Source organism: Aureicoccus marinus (assembly GCF_002954325.1).
GTDB classification, from domain to species: Bacteria; Bacteroidota; Bacteroidia; order Flavobacteriales; family Flavobacteriaceae; genus Aureicoccus; species Aureicoccus marinus.
In genome coordinates this window covers 2,786,410-2,804,477 of the sequence record NZ_MQVX01000001.1, presented here as the reverse complement: position 1 = coordinate 2,804,477, position 18,068 = coordinate 2,786,410, and the positions used below count along the sequence as shown (strand labels likewise).

Annotated in this window: 21 protein-coding genes and 1 pseudogene; 15 read left to right on the top strand and 7 right to left on the bottom strand. The window is 47.1% G+C overall.

Annotation, left to right across the window (positions count from 1 at the left end):
* Window positions 1-43: 43 nt before the first annotated feature.
* The gene (locus BST99_RS13035; protein WP_105002184.1) at window positions 44-271 is read left to right on the top strand and encodes a hypothetical protein; all 228 of its coding nucleotides are present in this window, start codon (window positions 44-46) and stop codon (window positions 269-271) included.
* Here BST99_RS13035 and BST99_RS14830 read toward each other — a convergent pair.
* From BST99_RS14830 to BST99_RS15055, 4 genes and pseudogenes are all read right to left on the bottom strand, one after another.
* The gene (locus BST99_RS14830; RefSeq protein ID WP_262494670.1) at window positions 268-723 is read right to left on the bottom strand and encodes a GH32 C-terminal domain-containing protein; all 456 of its coding nucleotides are present in this window, start codon (window positions 721-723) and stop codon (window positions 268-270) included. The genes BST99_RS13035 and BST99_RS14830 overlap by 4 nt on opposite strands.
* A 102-nt stretch (window positions 724-825) precedes the next feature.
* Window positions 826-1,415: pseudogene (locus BST99_RS15065) on the bottom strand (glycoside hydrolase family 32 protein); the annotation flags it as partial.
* The gene (locus BST99_RS15060; RefSeq protein ID WP_317046192.1) at window positions 1,415-1,609 is read right to left on the bottom strand and encodes a glycoside hydrolase family protein; all 195 of its coding nucleotides are present in this window, start codon (window positions 1,607-1,609) and stop codon (window positions 1,415-1,417) included. The gene BST99_RS15060 and the pseudogene BST99_RS15065, both read right to left, overlap by 1 nt.
* A gap of 50 nt (window positions 1,610-1,659) precedes the next feature.
* Complete coding sequence (locus BST99_RS15055) at window positions 1,660-1,845, bottom strand: hypothetical protein (RefSeq protein WP_317046176.1); 186 nt, start codon at window positions 1,843-1,845, stop codon at window positions 1,660-1,662.
* 70 nt (window positions 1,846-1,915) lie between these two features.
* Between BST99_RS15055 and BST99_RS13025 the strand changes: the two genes are divergently transcribed.
* The 5 genes from BST99_RS13025 to BST99_RS13005 are packed head-to-tail and all read left to right on the top strand — an operon-like array spanning window position 1,916 to window position 5,519.
* Window positions 1,916-2,422: a rhodanese-like domain-containing protein gene (locus BST99_RS13025; protein WP_245916271.1), complete on the top strand. Its 507-nt coding sequence runs from the start codon at window positions 1,916-1,918 to the stop codon at window positions 2,420-2,422.
* Entirely contained in the window at window positions 2,415-3,047 is a 633-nt protein-coding gene (locus tag BST99_RS13020) for a TIGR04282 family arsenosugar biosynthesis glycosyltransferase (RefSeq protein ID WP_105002182.1), read from the top strand. The genes BST99_RS13025 and BST99_RS13020 overlap by 8 nt, the downstream gene beginning before the upstream one ends.
* Complete coding sequence (locus BST99_RS13015; protein ID WP_105002181.1) at window positions 3,044-3,859, top strand: purine-nucleoside phosphorylase; 816 nt, start codon at window positions 3,044-3,046, stop codon at window positions 3,857-3,859. The genes BST99_RS13020 and BST99_RS13015 overlap by 4 nt, the downstream gene beginning before the upstream one ends.
* Window positions 3,856-4,821: an arsenosugar biosynthesis arsenite methyltransferase ArsM gene (gene arsM, locus BST99_RS13010; protein WP_105002180.1), complete on the top strand. Its 966-nt coding sequence runs from the start codon at window positions 3,856-3,858 to the stop codon at window positions 4,819-4,821. Before BST99_RS13015 ends, arsM begins: the two co-directional genes overlap by 4 nt.
* Entirely contained in the window at window positions 4,812-5,519 is a 708-nt protein-coding gene (locus tag BST99_RS13005) for a TIGR04283 family arsenosugar biosynthesis glycosyltransferase (RefSeq protein WP_105002179.1), read from the top strand. The genes arsM and BST99_RS13005 overlap by 10 nt, the downstream gene beginning before the upstream one ends.
* Here BST99_RS13005 and BST99_RS13000 read toward each other — a convergent pair.
* From BST99_RS13000 to BST99_RS12990, 3 genes are all read right to left on the bottom strand, one after another.
* Window positions 5,508-5,924, bottom strand: coding sequence for a hypothetical protein (locus BST99_RS13000; protein ID WP_105002178.1), 417 nt, complete (start codon window positions 5,922-5,924; stop codon window positions 5,508-5,510). The two genes, BST99_RS13005 and BST99_RS13000, sit on opposite strands and share 12 nt — an antisense overlap.
* A complete protein-coding gene (locus tag BST99_RS12995) occupies window positions 5,903-6,493 on the bottom strand; it encodes a hypothetical protein (protein ID WP_105002177.1) in 591 nt (196 codons plus the stop codon). Before BST99_RS12995 ends, BST99_RS13000 begins: the two co-directional genes overlap by 22 nt.
* A 112-nt stretch (window positions 6,494-6,605) precedes the next feature.
* The gene (locus BST99_RS12990; protein WP_105002176.1) at window positions 6,606-7,622 is read right to left on the bottom strand and encodes a glycoside hydrolase family 113; all 1,017 of its coding nucleotides are present in this window, start codon (window positions 7,620-7,622) and stop codon (window positions 6,606-6,608) included.
* Window positions 7,623-7,792: 170 nt separating this feature from the next.
* On the opposite strand from BST99_RS12990, the gene BST99_RS12985 reads away from it, so the two are divergent.
* The 9 genes from BST99_RS12985 (at window position 7,793) to proC (ending at window position 18,068) form a co-directional block, all read left to right on the top strand.
* On the top strand, window positions 7,793-9,142 hold the full coding sequence (locus tag BST99_RS12985) for an NAD(P)/FAD-dependent oxidoreductase (RefSeq protein ID WP_105002175.1): 1,350 nt from the start codon (window positions 7,793-7,795) through the stop codon (window positions 9,140-9,142).
* Between the two features lie 3 nt (window positions 9,143-9,145).
* On the top strand, window positions 9,146-10,738 hold the full coding sequence (locus BST99_RS12980) for a 4Fe-4S binding protein (protein WP_105002174.1): 1,593 nt from the start codon (window positions 9,146-9,148) through the stop codon (window positions 10,736-10,738).
* Window positions 10,739-10,756: 18 nt separating this feature from the next.
* The gene (locus BST99_RS12975) at window positions 10,757-11,440 is read left to right on the top strand and encodes a glycosyltransferase family 2 protein (protein WP_245916270.1); all 684 of its coding nucleotides are present in this window, start codon (window positions 10,757-10,759) and stop codon (window positions 11,438-11,440) included.
* A gap of 5 nt (window positions 11,441-11,445) precedes the next feature.
* The gene (locus BST99_RS12970) at window positions 11,446-12,930 is read left to right on the top strand and encodes a cellulose synthase family protein (RefSeq protein ID WP_105002172.1); all 1,485 of its coding nucleotides are present in this window, start codon (window positions 11,446-11,448) and stop codon (window positions 12,928-12,930) included.
* 3 nt (window positions 12,931-12,933) lie between these two features.
* Entirely contained in the window at window positions 12,934-14,286 is a 1,353-nt protein-coding gene (locus BST99_RS12965; RefSeq protein WP_105002171.1) for a mannosyltransferase, read from the top strand.
* A gap of 206 nt (window positions 14,287-14,492) precedes the next feature.
* Window positions 14,493-15,134 (top strand): GNAT family N-acetyltransferase, encoded by a 642-nt coding sequence (locus BST99_RS12960; RefSeq protein ID WP_105002170.1) that lies wholly within the window; start codon window positions 14,493-14,495, stop codon window positions 15,132-15,134.
* A complete protein-coding gene (locus BST99_RS12955; RefSeq protein ID WP_105002169.1) occupies window positions 15,109-16,287 on the top strand; it encodes an argininosuccinate synthase in 1,179 nt (392 codons plus the stop codon). Before BST99_RS12960 ends, BST99_RS12955 begins: the two co-directional genes overlap by 26 nt.
* Window positions 16,284-17,258 carry an N-acetyl-gamma-glutamyl-phosphate reductase gene (gene argC, locus BST99_RS12950; RefSeq protein WP_105002168.1) on the top strand — a complete coding sequence of 325 codons (975 nt, stop codon included), beginning with the start codon at window positions 16,284-16,286 and terminating at the stop codon, window positions 17,256-17,258. The genes BST99_RS12955 and argC overlap by 4 nt, the downstream gene beginning before the upstream one ends.
* Window positions 17,259-17,270: 12 nt before the next feature.
* A complete protein-coding gene (gene proC / locus BST99_RS12945; protein ID WP_105002167.1) occupies window positions 17,271-18,068 on the top strand; it encodes a pyrroline-5-carboxylate reductase in 798 nt (265 codons plus the stop codon).

Genomic DNA, 18,068 nt, shown 5'->3' with positions numbered 1-18,068 from the left:
CTAAGGGTAAATTCCCTTTTCACCTGTTAATTTGAAAATAAAAATGGTAGCAGATTTGCTGTCGCGTGCATCCGAGTTCGAAAACAGAAGCTTGAGTCATATGTCTACAAGCGATCGGGTAGCCGCATCAAGAGAAGCCAAAGCACTCATCCTTTCCATCAATGAGGTTTATAAAGAAACCAAAGATGCTGAACTCATGGAAGTCATGAAGCGACTTACAGAGAAAAAAAGGAAAATCGAAAAACGACTTAAAGGAGCTCCGCTTATTTAATAGACCTGTGGGTTCTTTCGCCACACATTATCGAGTTCTTTAACCTCGATCCCCTCAACGATTCCTGAAGGGGCTAGATTCTTTATGGTCATTTTTGTGTATGGACTTCGAGGAAATACCTGGGAAGTCATCACGCCCATCCCCTTATTGATGAAAAGCTCTGCCGAAGACTGATCGAGGTACAGCTCAACATCCAAAACTTCTTGTCCTGAATCCAAAGGCATATAGTGCTGTCGATTACCATACTCAGGGTTAAAATCGGTCACTCCGGACTGGATGCGATCCACCAAAACAGAAGCTGTCTTTTGATTGAACTTGTAGACCAGCTCTTCTCCGGAATCATTGGAAAGGACCAGGTGGAAGTTATCACTTGTACTCCGCAGACTAATCTTCGATTGCTGAAGCGCTGCAAAAACGGCATCTCGCTCTGAGGAAGAAGGCACTTCCTGCATCACTATTTCCGTTTCTGTTTCTAAATTTTGAAGCTCCACCAAAGGTTGCTGCCGTAAACGAATGCCCTCTTCAGTCGAAACCAAACTCAAAGTCCTGGGTAAGGTCAACGCACTTCTCCAGATCTCGGTAGGGGTTTGTCTAGCGTATTCCCAATTGCTCATCCAACCGATAAAAATTCGGCGGTTGTTGGGCGTATTGTTGTAAGTCACCCCGGCATAATTGTCGGTACCGTAATCCAACCAAAGGGTTTCTTCTTGGTCAGAAGTGAAAGTCTTTCCATCAAAGTCCCCTAAAAAGTACTGGGTTCCACTACCCCCATTTGGAGCGCCTGGATTGATACTGATGGTCATCACCCAGTGCTCTTCCTCCATACCTTCGACCGGAAGCAAAAAAAGATCTGGCATTCCCATACGCCGCCATGGGCTCCTTGGTTCTTGCCAAAAGAACTGCTGTAGGTCCACTCCTTTAAATCCGAAGACAAAAACAATTGGGCGTGATCTCCGGCGACCAATACCATAACCCACTGCTCTGTTTGTTCATGCCAGAATACTTTGGGATCCCGAAAGTCTTTAATCCCTGTATTGGGAACTACGGGGTTACCTTCGTACTTGGCCCAAGAATCTCCACCATCGAGGCTGTAGGCAATCCCCTGGGTTTGAAAATCAGTTCGGCCCTCTTGTTCCCCCTTCATCAAGTGTAGGTATAGACGGCGACCAGAGGTGCTTTACCGTCTTGACCAAAGCCTGACGTATTGTTTTTGTCGAATACCGCACTTCCGGAAAAAATCAAGCCGTGTTCATCCGGATAGAGCGCAATGGGCTTGTGTTCCCAATGATGCATATCCGTACTCACCGCATGCCCCCAGTGCATAGGACCCCACACAATATCTTCCGGATGGTACTGATAAAAAAGGTGGTACTTCCCCTCGTGAAAGATTAGGCCGTTGGATCATTCATCCACTTCTGCTCTGGACTAAAGTGGTACTGTGGTCTGTATTTTTCGGTATAGTATGTCGATTCAGAATCCCCTGATTCAGCACTGCCTTTCTGGTTTTTCCCCAACTGATCACAGGCACTCAAGACAAAGAGCAGAGCCAAACATATCCTCCCATATCGGTTCATAGAAGCGTGTTAAATTTTAAATACAAGATAAAGATTTAAAAAACGAAGCGACTATTTTTACAGAAGCACCATGAAAAGACTTATGCGTCTATTACTGTTCGGGATTTTAGCCCTCTGTCTTAAGCAGTGTGGCTACCCCCAATCCTCTATAGAAAAAACACTCGATCAACTGAACAAGGGGAGCGTTCCTTACATTCAGCCCAAAGAAGTACAACAAGACAATGCCTTGGTCCTTTTGGATACCCGTAAAAAAGAAGAATTTGAGGTTAGTGCCTTACCCGGTGCTCACTGGGTGGGGTACCAGCAATTCGATCTAGAAGAGTTTGAAAAGCAGTGGCCTGATAAGAGTACACCCGTTGTGGTGTACTGTTCGGTTGGGGTGCGCTCTGAAGATATAGGAGAGGAACTCATGGCAGCGGGGTATACCCAAGTTCGCAACCTGTATGGAGGTATCTTTTTATGGAAGAACCAAGACCTCCCCGTGGTCGACTCACTTCAACAACAAACCCAACGCGTTCATGCCTTTGATAAGCGTTGGGGCAAACTTTTGACCAAAGGAGAAAAGGTCTATGAATAAGATTCAATCTACTTCCAAAGAACTTCTTCTTGTCTTTACCCGAAACCCTGAGCTAGGTAAATGCAAGACCCGTTTGGCTGCCACCGTCGGAGATCAGGCGGCCCTGGACATCTACACCTTTTTATTGGAGCATACCGTGCACATTACCATGCCCTTGCCTATGGATATTTGGGTGTGCTATTCAGAAGCCATTGCGGAATCCGATCTTTGGGACGCCAACCGTTACCACAAAAAACGACAACAAGGACATGATCTGGGGGTGCGAATGATGCACCTTTTTCAGGAAGGCTTTGACGCGGGCTATAAAAAAATTGGTATTATTGGTTCAGACATGTTTCACCTGGACAGCCAGGACCTGAATACGGCTTTCGGACTGCTGGATAAACACGATTATGTCATCGGACCTGCAGAAGACGGAGGCTACTACTTTTTGGGCATGAATCGATTCAAAAAGGAGGTCTTCCAAGAAAAGGACTGGGGAACTGACAGTGTTTTACTCGACACCATCAACGATTTAAAAAACGAGGGATACACCCTGTTGCCCACCCGCAACGATGTGGATTATTACGAAGACATCAAAGATATCAAGGCCTTTGAGCCTTTCTTAAAACACTTAAAAGAATGACGCAACAACAACTGGACGAAACGGTTGAGTATTTGATTAAAAAGGGCTTTGACAAGCCCGAAATTGGAATTGTCCTGGGAACGGGGCTAGGCCAGCTCGCTGACGCTATAGAAAACCCTGTAGTGGCCCACTACAACCACATCCCTTACTTTCCTTTGGCCACAGTTGAGTTTCATTCTGGAAAATTGATCTACGGCGAAATTGAAGACAAAAAGGTCGTGGTCATGCAAGGCCGATTTCACCTCTATGAGGGCTACGGCTTTCAAGACATCACCTACCCCATTCGGGTCATGAAACAATTGGGTATTGGGCATTTGCTGATATCCAATGCGGCTGGAGCTGTCAACCTCGATTTTAGCAAAGGGGATCTGATGCTTATTGAGGACCACATCAATCTGCAAGGAGGATCTCCTCTGGCCTTTAAAAATGTGGCTGAATTTGGAGACCGCTTTGTGGACATGAAGGAACCCTATGATGTAGACATGCGTGAAATCCTCTTGGAAACAGCCCGGAAAGAGCAAATCACTTTACACGAAGGGGTATACGCTTCCGTGGTTGGACCTCAGCTCGAAACACGAGCCGAATACCGAATGATCAAAACCCTGGGAGCGGACGCTGTTGGAATGAGTACGGTTCCAGAAGTAATTGTTGCCAATCATTTACGACTACCTATTGTAGCCATCAGTGTTTTGACCGATGAGTGCGATCCTGACAACCTTCAAGCAATTGATATTCAGGAAATTATTGAAATCGCTCAAAAGGCAGAACCCAAGATGATCCAATTATTTAAATCTTTAATTAAACGACTATGAGTTATTTAGGTGCCACCGAAGAGCTGTATAAAGAAGCAGCCATTACCCCCGATGTAGGACTCTGCTGCACCACCAACCCCATCTGGCAGTTCCCGGGTCTTTCGATCCCCAAAATCATGCAAGAAATGAACTACGGATGCGGAAGTACGGTCTCAGCTCAGGACTTGGTGAATAACCCCAAAGTACTCTATGTCGGAGTTGGAGGAGGAATGGAATTACTTCAGTTCTCTTATTTCTCCAGACAAAAAGGAGGAGTGATCGGTGTAGACGCCGTTCCCGAGATGCTGGAAGCCTCCAGAAATAATTTCAAAGTTGCCGAAGAAGAAAACGACTGGTTCCAAAGCGATTTCGTGGAGCTTCGAAAAGGGGATGCCCTTAGCCTGCCCATCGAAGACGAAAGCGTGGATGTAGCCGCCCAAAACTGCTTGTTCAACATTTTTAAAATGGAGGATTTGAAAAAAGCAGTAGCCGAAATGTACCGCGTACTCAAGCCGCACGGTCGACTGGTCATGAGTGATCCCATCTGCGAACAACCCATGAACGAAACTCTTCGAAACGACGATCGACTGCGGGCGCTTTGCCTGAGCGGAAGTATTCCTCTAAAAGACTACATCAAGGTTTTGACAGACGCTGGTTTCGGAACCATCGAAATTCGAGGCAGGAGATCTTACCGTGTTTTAACTCCGAACCACTACCCGACGGACGAACTACTCTATATAGAATCTGTGGAAGTAGCCGCCATCAAAGACCCTATGCCTGCTGATGGACCTTGTGTATTTACGGGTAAAACGGCCATCTATTACGGAGACGAAGAATACTTTGACGATAAGAATGGTCATGTTCTCACCCAAAATATGCCTTTGGCAGTCTGCGATAAAACGGCGGTGGCTTTGGCAGCGGCAAGTGATCAAATTCACGTCAGCGAAAGCACCTGGCACTACAACGGAGGCGGATGCTGTTAAGCCTTCTCATTCCCTGTTGGAATGAAGAAAAAACCTTGGGCCTACTCCTCGATAATATTGAGGAGCAGGCCTTTTCTTTTGATCAATTAGAAATTCTGGTCATCGACGGGGGAAGTTCAGATCAAACCCGACAAATCGCTCAAAACAGAGGGGTAAAATTGGTTTGTTCCGAAAAAGGCAGGGCTCATCAGATGAATGCAGGGGCCAAAGAAGCCTCCGGAGACATCCTTTACTTTGTTCATGCCGATAGTCAATTGCCGCATCACTTTGATCAAAAGATCCGCAAGGCCATCCATTCAGACCGACTTGCGGGCTGCTTTCGAATGCAGTTTGATCGAGCACCTTGGATCCTGCAGGGATTTGCCTGGATGAGCCGATTTAATCACCCGATTTGCCGAGGCGGGGACCAATCCCTCTTTATCACAAAATCTTTCTTTGAAGAACTCCAAGGCTTTGATGAAGCCTACACCATTTACGAAGACAGTGAGTTCATCCGCCGTATTTATAAAACAGGAAAGTTTAAAGTACTACCGGCGACCTTGATTACCTCCAGTCGTAAATACAAAAATGTGGGCTGGCTTTACCTACAGACCCATTTTGGCCTGATTCACCTCAAATACTACCTCGGGCATTCTCCTGAGGAGCTCGCAGCGCATTACCAACGCCACATCCAAGCGAAGGAAGATTTAGTCATCTAGCTGCAGCTGAGCGTAATCCAGCATTACTCCTTTAGCGATCAAACTACTCAAGTCCGTATAATTTCCTTTCAATGAAATACGGTCGATGAGTTCAGGTGTTTCGCGCTTTCCGATATCAATCAGAGTAACAGCGGGTAAACTGTTTTTGGCTAGATAAAGGTTATTGTGGTGCTTAAAGACTTCCGTGTAGCGGCTTATCGCCTGGCTCTTCGCACTTTGGTCGCGGAACAACTCCTGAAGATTTTCGGCAATTTGTTTGCTTTCGCCATTGTTTTCCTGGTGGAAGATGGATACTTCCCAAGACGGACGTTCAACCACTTCCTCTACTCTTGTGATGATCAAGCGTTGGTACTTCCCCCAGTGCTTTACATAGCGCTTATTGATCAGATCCACATACTCTTCCATCTGGCGAAAGAAGCCATGGGCGCTTCGAGTTTTTTATCTTCCGGCAAGCCACTGATCACAACGGGGTCCGGTTCCAAAATTCTATCACTTTCGATCAGGTAGACTTGTGCCCCGTGAATCATGAGTTCACGTGCTAAACGCTCTGTTATCTCTTTTGAAAGGCTTCGGATTGAATCAGAGGCGTTGCGCAAATCATTCCCTGCAATCAGGTAGATCACTGCTTCGGAGAGTTTATTGCTGATGGGATTGATTTCGGCCAACTCTTTGTCAAAAAGAGGTTGTTCCAAAGAATCCTTGGACTGAACCTTGACCACCGTTTGCTTGAAAGAGTCTTCCGCCAAAGGCACTTTGTACTCTTCTCCGAGTTTTAAATTGCTTCCGTTAACGAGTTTATCTTGGTTGAGTTCCAGAAATTCTCCGTAGTACTTTCCAGGGTTCAAACCTTGTTTGCGAAGTATAGAAAAGATTCCATCCCCTGGCTGGGCTTCCACCACGGCATAATCTTCCTGAGCACTCACAAAAACCATGGGAATACAGATCCCAAGAACTGAGAGTAGTTTTTTGAACATACGTAAGATTTTGCGTGGGGCGCAGAGGCAAATAAAGAAAAAATACTTGTTGCATCCAAAACTTAATGGGCAACAAGGGGCGTTAAAAGTTCTCTAATAACCTGATTTACTGCTACTTCTGTTTTTCTGAAGCATACATTTGGTAGTATTCCTGTAGAATCTGCTCTGCCGGCTTGTTTTGAGGAGTAAAGCGGTTGTCTTCCTTGCCTCCAGAGCGATCGTGGTGGATAAACCACTTCCAAACAAAGCCACCGGCAAACCAATTTTCTGGCCAAAATTCTTCGATGAGTACCCGGGTAGCCAAGGCCTGAGCTTCCAAATTTACCCGTTCCTGATTGCGGTCTACCAGCCAAGGCTTTTTGGCTGTAAAATCCATACTGCGGTAGCCGTATTCGGTAAAAATCACCGGTTTTCCTGTAGAATTGCTCAGGGCTGCAATTTCTTTTTTCCATTTCTGCCAGCCCTCTTTCAGCACCACTTCTCCCGGATTTCTTTCTTCGGATAGCGGAAAGTAGGCGTCGATCCCAATGTAGTCGAGTTCTTTCCAGAAAGGATCCCTTCCATACTCGTCCCAATTGGCGGCATAGGTCAACTTCCCTTTGTATACCTTTCGAATCTCCCGAATGAGACTCGTCCAAAAGGCTGGTCTCGCCAGAACGAACTCTTCCAATTCTGTACCAATACAGTAGACCGGAACACCTGTTTCTTCAGCCAAGCGGGCATAGGTCATAGCGAAGGATCGGTACCCCTCTTCAAAGCTCTTCCAGTCACTATCGGATTTCATTTTGAGGTCTCCGGTAAACTCTCCTCTCCAGACCCAAATTTGGGGTTTAAGCATGACCTGAATCCCCTGCTTTTGTAGGGTTGCTATGTATTGTTTGGCCCCTTTTCTCGTTTCGCCATACCACTGACGTTCTGAATCAAAGACCAGTTCCGGGTGATCCAGACTGCGAACAAAACCAAAAGGCATGATCGCCGCATAATTGGCCGCGATCGCTTGCACAGGCTTAACCTGCTCATCTGAAACAGCTTGGCGCGATGCAACAAAACTGACTCCATTCATTTTTTGAAGGGCTTGGGACTTACAGGAGACCACCAAAAGGAAACAAAACAAGAGGGCAAGACGCATGTCACTCAGGGATTGGTTGCTCTAAAATTAGGCAATCACAACCGGCGATATCGCAAAGGGGGTGTTAAATCAAAAACGACTCCTTTCCAATTTAAATTCCTTCTAAATAATATAATTTACTTAAGGTTCTATCTTTAGGAGCGACCGAACTTTCACAACAAACCAGTACAATGGAGCACATCGTCATCATTGGAAATGGGATTTCAGGTGTAACTGCAGCCCGCCATATTCGGAAACTCTTCGATAAGCGTATCACCATTATCTCTGCAGAAACCGATTACTTTTTTTCCAGAACGGCCCTCATGTATGTATACATGGGCCATATGAAGTTTGAACACACCCAGCCTTACGAAAATCACTTTTGGGCCAAAAACCGTATCGAATTGGTCCGCGGTTTTGTCAACCGGGTCGATACAGAAAACAAACTCCTTTACCTGGACGGTAGCCGAAAAGTCCCCTACGACAAGCTGGTCATCGCTACCGGTTCTAAACCCAATAAGTTCGGCTGGCCCGGACAAGACCTGCACGGAGTTCAGGGCCTTTATTCTAAACAAGACCTCGATCTTCTCGAGATCAATGCCCCCAACAAAAAAGTGTGTCAACGGGCCGTCATTGTCGGTGGTGGATTGATCGGAATCGAATTGGCCGAAATGCTGCGAAGTCGAGACATCCCTGTTACTTTTCTGGTTCGGGAAAGCAGTTTTTGGAATGGGGTTTTACCCGAAGGAGAGTCCCAGATGATTAACGAACACATCACCGAACACCATATCGATCTTCGATTGGCGACCAATTTGAAGGAAATCAAGGCAGATGAAAACGGTCGAGTAAAATCCATCATCATTGAAGAAACCGGGGAAGAACTGCCCTGCCAATTTGTGGGTCTAACGGCCGGGGTCAGTCCAAACGTGGATTTTTTAAAGGATTCCGGCATTGAGCTCGGGCGCGGCGTCAAAGTGAACCGCTTTTTAGAAACCAATGTAAAAGACGTTTACGCCATCGGTGACTGTGCGGAACAACACGAAGCCATTGGCAACCGCCGTCCTATCGAAGCGGTCTGGTATACGGGACGCATGATGGGGGAAACCCTGGCACAAACCCTGTGTGGGAACCGAATCGAATACAAACCTGGGCACTGGTTCAATTCAGCCAAATTCCTGGACATCGAATACCAAACCTATGGATGGGTCTTCGGCGCACGAGGTCGAAAAGAAAACGAAGCCCAATTCCACTGGAGACATCCGCAAGAAAAAATTTGCCTCACCGTAGCCTACGATAAAGACTCCCAGGCCTTCTTAGGCATCAACACCTTTGGCATCCGCATGCGGCATGAACTCTTTGATCGCTGGCTAACCGAAGGAAGAGAAGTCAAGCATGTGATGACCCACCTGGCAGACGCCAATTTTGATCCGGAGTTCTTCCGGACCTACGAAAAAGATATCCTTCATGCCTTTAGCGAGCATACCGGAGAGTCTTTGACTCCAAAGAAAAAAAGTCTTAAACGCATCTTTCAATCCCTATAACCCATGAGTACGTACGAAAGAAGTATGGCCCTGACGGGTCAACCTCCAAAGCAAATGAAAACAAGCCAAAAACTGGCGAGTCTTCTGGGTATGTCGGGTCTCTTTATTTTAGTGTTAGCTGCCTTCAATGTTGAATTTCCCGCATCCGGTTGGTGGTTAAGCGCCTCCTTACTCGCCATGAGTGCCGGAATCATTTGGTATTCTTACAGCACCTATGCTGGCAAACACAAAGGGATTAAAAACGATGGGGTTTGGTTCAAGTCGATTTCGAGCCAAGGCTTCTGGGGCTGGATGGCCGGAGTCGCTCTCACCGGTTTTTATATCGTCCTCTATTTTTATCCGGAATACCTGGGTCTTGCCGAAAAAGGTGGCAATACCGGGGTCATTGCCCTCTTTGATCCTTTGAGCAAACTACTGAGCGGAAATCCAGCCAGCCAATGGTTTGTTTACGGAGCCCTCTACACTGTTGCCATCCTCGCCTTTGGAATCAAATTTTTGTGGAAGTACCGCCACAACCGCTACGAAATCATCCGCACCATTAGTGTCATGTTCTTTCAGACGGCCTTCGCCTTTTTGATACCAGAATTCATGGCGCGTCTCAACGGGGATAAATTGAATTTGCCTTATTATGATCTCAAAAATATCTGGCCACTCAACTACTACAATTTTGAAGCCTACCGTGTGAAGAGCTTCATCAGTTCAGGGGATATTGGTTTGGCCCTTCTGATTTTTGGAATTGCTTCGGTCTTTATCATCTCGCCTATCCTCACCTTCTATTTTGGAAAACGCTGGTACTGCTCCTGGGTTTGTGGCTGTGGAGGCTTGGCCGAAACGGCCGGAGATTCTTTCCGCCAACTCAGCGATAAAAGTGTGAAGGCCTGGAATATCGAGCGTTGGGTCATTCACAGTGTACTGGTCTTTGTGACCCTGACCACAACAGCCGTGGTGTACTCTTACCTCGGACACGATACCAGTAAATACTGGCTTACGAAAAGCACCTTTTTATATGGGGTGGTTGGTTTGCTGACCCTGGTCTTTGGCTGGGCGATGCTTTTTAAACGCAAGCAACTGGCCAAGGATGCTCAATACGGTGCCATCGGGTATTTCGTGATCATCATTGCACTTGTCGGAATGCATTTGTACAGCGAAGAAGGTCATATCTTTTTGTTTAAGTCCGGAACCTTGCGAAAGAACTACTCCTTCCTGATTGGAAGCATCTTTTCTGGGGTTATTGGAACCGGCTTTTATCCTGTACTGGGTAACCGCGTATGGTGTCGTTTTGGATGCCCTATGGCGGCCATCTTAGGCTTCCAACAGCGTCTTTTCTCCAGATTTCGAATTACAACCAACGGCGGACAGTGTATCTCTTGTGGAAACTGTTCTACCTACTGCGAAATGGGAATTGATGTTCGTGCCTACGCTCAAAAGGGCGAAAACATCGTTCGATCGAGCTGTGTCGGATGCGGCATCTGTTCAGCCGTTTGTCCTCGTGGAGTTCTCAAACTAGAAAATGGGCCCCTAAAGGGAAGAATTGACAGCCAACAGGTACTTTTGGGCAATGATGTTGATTTGATGCAGTTGGTCAACCAAAAATAAACAGCCCTGGAAACACCTTTGATCAAAGTGATCATTCCCGCTTTTAACGAAGCGGATTCGATTGGCAAAGTACTGGAAGAGATCCCCGACTCTGTTCAGGAGGTCATTGTGGTCGACAACGCTTCCACAGACCAAACCGCAGAGAATGCCCGCAATGGCGGAGCAACTGTGCTTTATCAGCCAGAAAAAGGCTATGGCTATGCCTGCTTAAAGGGTATGGAATACCTGAGTACAAGCGATCCCGAACCCGATATTTTGGTCTTTTTAGACGGGGATTACAGCGACTATCCGGAAGACATGAATGATTTGCTTCAACCGATCTTGGATGGAAAAGTAGATTTTGTGGTGGGCGCGCGGGTTAAATCCCTTCGGGAACCCGGTTCGGTGACCCCCCAACAAGTCTTCGGAAATGCCTTGGCAACCGGCTTGATGAAATTGCTCTACGGTGCCCGATTCACTGACCTGGGCCCCTTTCGTGCTATCCGATACCCCCGGCTTCTGGAGCTTAAAATGCAAGACAAAACCTACGGCTGGACCGTAGAGATGCAACTCAAGGCTTTACGCTACAAATTGGCATATACCGAAGTACCAGTGCGTTACAAACAAAGAATTGGTGTTTCTAAAGTGTCCGGTACCGTAAAAGGTACTATATTTGCGGGCGTGAAAATCCTAGGGTGGATTTTCCGGTATGGTATATACTGAGCACTATGGGACTATCGCTAGCTATTATCATTATCGTTATTTATACCTCAGCCCTGCTGCTCATCTTTATGTACAGCTTGGCTCAGTTGAACCTCTTGGTCAACTACCTGGGGTATAAAAAACAAAACGAGGAGGCTCCTAAGTTCAATCTTATGGACCCAAAGGAGATTCCTTATGTGACCATCCAACTTCCTATCTACAACGAGAAGTATGTGATGGAAAGACTCCTGGACAACATTGCCCAGCTCGAGTACCCCAAAAGCAAATTAGAAATTCAAGTCTTGGACGATTCTACCGATGATTCTGTAGAAACGACGGCAGCTCAGGTGGCTGAACTGCAAAAGACAGGACTCGATATCCAACATATTCGCAGAACCAACCGCGAAGGATTTAAGGCCGGAGCCCTCAAAGAAGGATTGGAATTCGCCAAAGGAGAATTCATCGCCATTTTTGATGCTGACTTTCTACCAGAAGCGGATTGGCTCAAGAAGACGGTACCCTACTTCAAGGATGAAGAAATCGGAGTGGTGCAAACCCGTTGGGGGCACATCAACCGCGATTACTCCTTATTGACCCAAATTCAGGCTTTTGCCCTGGATGCTCACTTCACCTTAGAACAGGTTGGAAGAAATTCGAAAGGACACTTTATCAACTTCAACGGTACGGCAGGAATCTGGAGAAAAGAGTGTATTTTGGATGCTGGAAACTGGGAAGGAGATACCCTGACAGAGGATTTGGACCTGAGCTACAGAGCCCAGTTGAAAAACTGGAAATTCAAGTACCTGGAAGATGTGGAAACTCCTGCTGAGTTGCCGGTCGTTATTAGTGCCGCCCGTTCGCAACAATTCCGTTGGAACAAAGGTGGGGCCGAAAACTTCCGCAAAACGGTTATGAGCGTATTGAGCGCCAAAAACATTCCATTCAAGACCAAATTCCATGGGGTGATGCACCTGTTGAACAGCTCCATGTTTCTCTGCGTCTTCATCGTGTCGATTTTGAGTATTCCGATGCTTTACATCAAAAATATTTACGGTCACCTGGGATGGGTTTTTGAAGTGACCAGCTTCTTTATCGTGAGTACCATTATTCTCTTTGTTTGCTACTGGTTTACTTATAAGAGCATTCAAGGAAGTGGTTTTGACAACTTTATCGACTACATCAAACTCTTTTTCTCTTTCTTCTCTGTTGCCTTGGGCTTCTCTCTACACAACACCGTTGCTGTATTGGAAGGTCATTTGGGGAAGAGAAGTGAATTCGTCCGTACACCAAAGTTCAATATCAACAACCTGAAAGACAGCTGGAAAGGCAACAAGTACTTGGCCAAAAAGCTCTCTCCGAATATGATATTGGAGTTTGCCTTGATGATCTACTTCCTCTTTGGAATGTACAGTGCTGTACCTTTGAACGACTACGGATTGTTTCCGTTCCACTTGATGTTGTTCCTCGGTTTCTCCTTTGTGTTTTTCAATTCCTTGACTTCTAAGGCATAAATCATGTCTGCGTTTTGGAAGCTGCACCGTATGGCCCTGGGCCTTGGCCTTGTCAGCGCCTTGGTATACGCTTTTCAGGCGCATGCGCTGGAGCGAGAACAAACCCTAATACTGTGGGCTAGTTTTGGAATTCTCTTTGCCGCTTACCTCTACTTTATCCAGCGCGAAAAACTCAATTTTCGCTTCTTGCTGGGCTTGGGAATTGGTTTCCGATTGCTCTTTCTTTGCGCAGATCCTTTCCTTTCGCAAGACTTTTACCGCTTTATCTGGGACGGTCTGTTGATCTGGGAAGGCTATAGTCCTTACCAATTCTCCCCGAATGAATTAATGGCCATGCCGGATTTTCAATTGCCGATGGCCCAAGAGCTCTATGAGGGAATGGGTACCCTCAGCGCCAAACACTTTAGCAATTACCCCCCACTGAATCAGCTCATATTTGCGCTGTCCGTCGCCTTGGGAGGTAAGACCTATTGGGGTTCCATCATTGCGATGCGGATTTTGATTTTAGGGGCTGATATCGGTACGCTTTACTTTGGTCGTAAACTGCTTCGGCTTTTGAATATTGCTCCCTACCAGGCGTTCTGGTACTTTCTAAACCCACTGGTGATTATGGAGCTCAGTGGAAACCTCCACTTCGAGGGCATTATGATCTTCTTCTTTTGCCTTGCTCTTTACAGCATTCAAAGCGGTCACTGGATTCGAGGCAGTTTAGCCTATGCTTCTTCCATCAGTCTCAAACTGGTGCCCTTACTGTTTATGCCGCTCTGGCTCCGGTACTTTAAATCCAAACACCTCTTTTGGTTCTATGCCTTTATCGGTGGTTTTGTTCTGTTAAGTCTGCTGCCTCTTTACAGCCCGGAATTCCTCGAGCATTACCAGGAAACCATCAGTCTGTGGTTTGGTAATTTCCGGTTTAATGCCGGTTTGTACAGTTTTGTAGAGTACTGGGTGACCGAATACAGCAACCTTCCGGCCTGGAAATTCATCAAGGTCTACGGTCAATGGGTACCTGTAGCAACCATCGTGCTGGCCTTGCTCCTCGCCCTATTGCGCAAGAACGAAGAAATGCCCGTACTAATTCGCTCCTGCCTCTACCTGTTGAGTTTCTACTTTTTCATTTCTACGACGGTCCATCCTTGGTACCTCTGCTTCTTGGTCTTCTTGGGAAGTTTTACTTCTTACCGCTTCCCTATCGGCTGGTCTGCTTTGGTGATTCTGTCTTATGCAGCCTATGCCAGAGAAAACTTTTCGGAGTCAACCACGCTTTTAGGCATTGAGTACTTTCTAGTAATTGGGCTATTTGTTTACGAATTCCTGAATTTGAAAAAACCCAAATTGCGACTTTGGAAAAAATAATTCCCGAATAGGGGGTGGTTTCTGCAATTTTGTAGATTTATTTCACAATGAATAGCGCAGCTCTACATACCGGTCTTGCTTTCCAAGCCACTTCTCCTGTGCGTCGCTTCCGCCGTCGCCCCTAGGGGTGCATCGCTATTTCTGGAGACAGGTGTGTCCGTCTCCCTTTCCATTTCTCCTTATTTCAGTTACCTAAAAATTTAAGCGTGGATATTCTAATTGCTGGTCCTGCTCATACCGTTTTTGCAGAAGAAATCAGCGAATCCTACTCCCTCTCAGCCAAAGTCAGGGGAACAGGAATCGCTCAACGAAGTGCTGCCTACATTCGCTCCCGAATGGAAAAAGGCGATGCGGTCATTGCCTTAGACCGTGGCCAATTTGCCGGCTTCTGCTATATCGAAGTCTGGGGCGACAAGGATTATGTGGCCAATTCGGGCTTGCTGGTGCAACCAGCCTACCGCGGGCAGGGTTTGGCCCGACAACTCAAATCAGCTGTTTTCGATCTTTCAAGAGAACGCTACCCAGAGGCCAAAATATTTGGAATCACCACCGGCCTTGCCGTGATGAAACTCAACTCCTCCCTCGGATACCGTCCGGTCACCTTCTCGGAACTCACCGAAGACCCGGAATTCTGGAAAGGATGTCAAACCTGTCGGAACTACGATGTACTGGTCAGGACGGAAAAGAAAATGTGCCTCTGTACAGGCATGCTTTACGACCCCAAGGAGAAAACTCAACATTCCCAAAAAACAAAAGACAAGACCTTTAAGCGCCTAATCGAAATCAAAAAGAAACTCTTTCTGAAAAAAAATACAGCCCAAGATGAAAAAGATAATTCTGGCTTATAGTGGAGGACTAGACACCTCCTACTGCGCTCTCACCCTGAGTCAAGAACATGAAGTTCATGCGGTGAGTGTCAATACCGGTGGCTTTAAACCACAAGATCTCAAAGACATGGAAAAAAAGGCTCTCGCCCTTGGGGTGAGTAGTTTTAAGGCCTTGGAGGCCAAAGACTATTTTTATGAAAAAGTGATCCGCTTTTTGGTGTTTGGAAATGTCTTGAGAAACAACACTTACCCCCTTTCGGTAAGTGCAGAACGGATTGTGCAGGCCCTTCTTCTGGTGGAACAGGCCCAACTCATCGGAGCAGATGCCATAGCCCATGGAAGTACAGGAGCCGGGAACGACCAGGTTCGCTTTGATCTTATTTTTCAGACCCTGGCCCCGGAACTGGAAATCATAACGCCGATCCGGGATCAAAGCCTGAGCAGAGAAGAAGAAATCGCCACCTTACAACAGGCCGGTTACGACTTCGATTGGAGCAAATCCAAATACTCCATTAACCAGGGCCTCTGGGGGACCTCTGTCGGTGGAGCCGAGACCCTCACCTCTCACAAAGCTTTACCGGAGACGGCCTATCCGAGCCCACTTCAGAAGACCGAAAGCCTGCAGATCGAATTGGGTTTTAGCCAAGGGGAACTCACTTCCCTCAATGGAGAACAAGGCGAGTCTGTGGCTCTGATCGAAAAACTCAATGAACTGGCATCAGCCTATGCAATCGGGCGAGACATCCATGTCGGAGATACCATCATCGGTATCAAAGGCCGTGTTGGTTTTGAAGCCGCTGCCCCCCTGATTATTATCAAAGCCCACGAACTGCTCGAAAAACATGTTCAAAGCAAATGGCAACAGTTTCACAAACAACAGATGGCCCAAGTCTATGGCATGTTGCTGCATGAAGGGCAATACCTCGACCCGGTCATGCGCGATATTGAAGCCTTGCTAGAAAGCAGCCAAGAGTCGGTTAGCGGAAAAGTATTCCTGAGCTTACACCCCTATCGCTTTGAGCTATTAGGAGTGTCTTCTGAGCATGACCTCATGCAGTCCAGCTTTGGCCAATACGGCGAAAAGAACCTGGCCTGGAGCGCAGAAGATGCGAAAGGATTTATCAAGATTCTGGCCAATGCCGGAAAAATTCACCAACACCAAAACAGCCTATGATACGCGTTGGAATTGTAGGAGGCTCCGGTTACACGGCCGGGGAACTCATCAGATTATTACTAGGACATCCAGAGGCCGAAATTGCCTTTGTCTACAGCCACAGCCAAGCGGGTACTCCCTTGCATGAGCTGCATCCGGATCTGCTTGGGAGAACGAGCTTGAGTACTACCCAAAATGTTCAAGAGGCGGAGGTCGTCTTTTTGTGCCTGGGTCACGGTCACTCTAGAGAATTCCTCCAAAAGCATGCGCTGACAGGGGCTAAAGTCATTGACCTCAGCAATGAATTTCGACTAGTGAAAGACGCATCATTTCAAAAGGACCATTTTGTCTATGGATTGCCGGAATACCAGGCTTCCAAAATCGCTAATGCACATTATGTAGCCAATCCAGGCTGTTTTGCCACGGCCCTTCAGTTGGCTTTACTCCCTTTGGCCAAAGCCGGCGAATTGACAGAATCCGTCCACCTCAACGCCACCACCGGGAGTACTGGGGCCGGTAAAAGTCCATCCGAAACCACACACTTCAGTTGGAGAGACAACAACTTTTCGACCTACAAGGCTTTTACCCACCAGCACCTGGGAGAGGTCAGCGAAACCTTGCAAAAGGCCCAGGCTAACTCGGGGATTGGAGACTTGCTCTTCCTGCCGCATCGAGGGAATTTTTCGAGGGGCATACATGCGACGGTCTACACCCGTACCTCATTGGTTTTAGAGGATGCAATGGATTTGTATAAGGCGTACTACCACTCGGCCCCATTCACCCATATTGCTCAGCGTCCTATCAATCTAAAGTCCGTGGTGAACACCAACAACTGCCAACTGCATCTGCACAAGCACGGGGACTACCTTTTGATCACCTCTGTGATCGACAACCTGCTCAAGGGAGCAAGTGGACAGGCTGTACAGAACATGAACCTGATGTTCGGCATGGCCGAAACATCAGGATTGGATCTAAAAGCATCCGCATTCTAAAAAAACGAACTCATGAAAATCGCCATACTCGGAACCGGAAACTTGGGCCAGGCCATCGCCAATGGGCTTATTCAAAGTGGATCCTACACCCAATTGGTCCTTACTCGTCGCGACCTAAAATCCCTAGCGAGCTACAAGGATTACCGTGGACTCGTATTGAGTAGCAGCAATACAGAGGCTGTGCAGCAATCCGATATTATCTTACTCTGTGTGCAACCGCCACAGCTCTCGGCAATTCTGGCCGAAATCAGGCCGCTTTTAACCGACAAACACGTTTTGATCAGCACCGTAACGGGATACACCATTGCCCAGATGGAAGCCATCCTTGGACAAGAGCACTTCTTGATCAGAGCGATGCCAAATACCGCCATATCCGTAGGGCAATCCATGACCTGTCTTTGTTCCAATACTGCCGGTGAAAAGCGGATTGAAATTGCCGAAGCGATCTTCCAAAAACTTGGTCACAGCCTAAAAATACACGAAGAACATATGCAAGCAGCAACGGTTATTTGCGCAAGCGGTATAGCCTTTTGGATGCGATTAATTCGAGCAACCACCCAAGGTGCCATTCAGCTTGGGTTTGATGCCAAAGAGGCCCAACTGCTGGCCATGCACACCTGCCAGGGAGCGGCGGCACTTCTGATTGAAGGTGGAGCCCATCCGGAAGAAGAAATCGACCGGGTGACCACTCCTCAGGGATGCACCATCCAAGGCCTTAACGAAATGGAACACCAGGGTCTGAGTTCCTCTCTCATCCAGGGAATTATCGCCTCCTTTTCTAAAATCAGTGAAATCAAATCCCCAGAATAA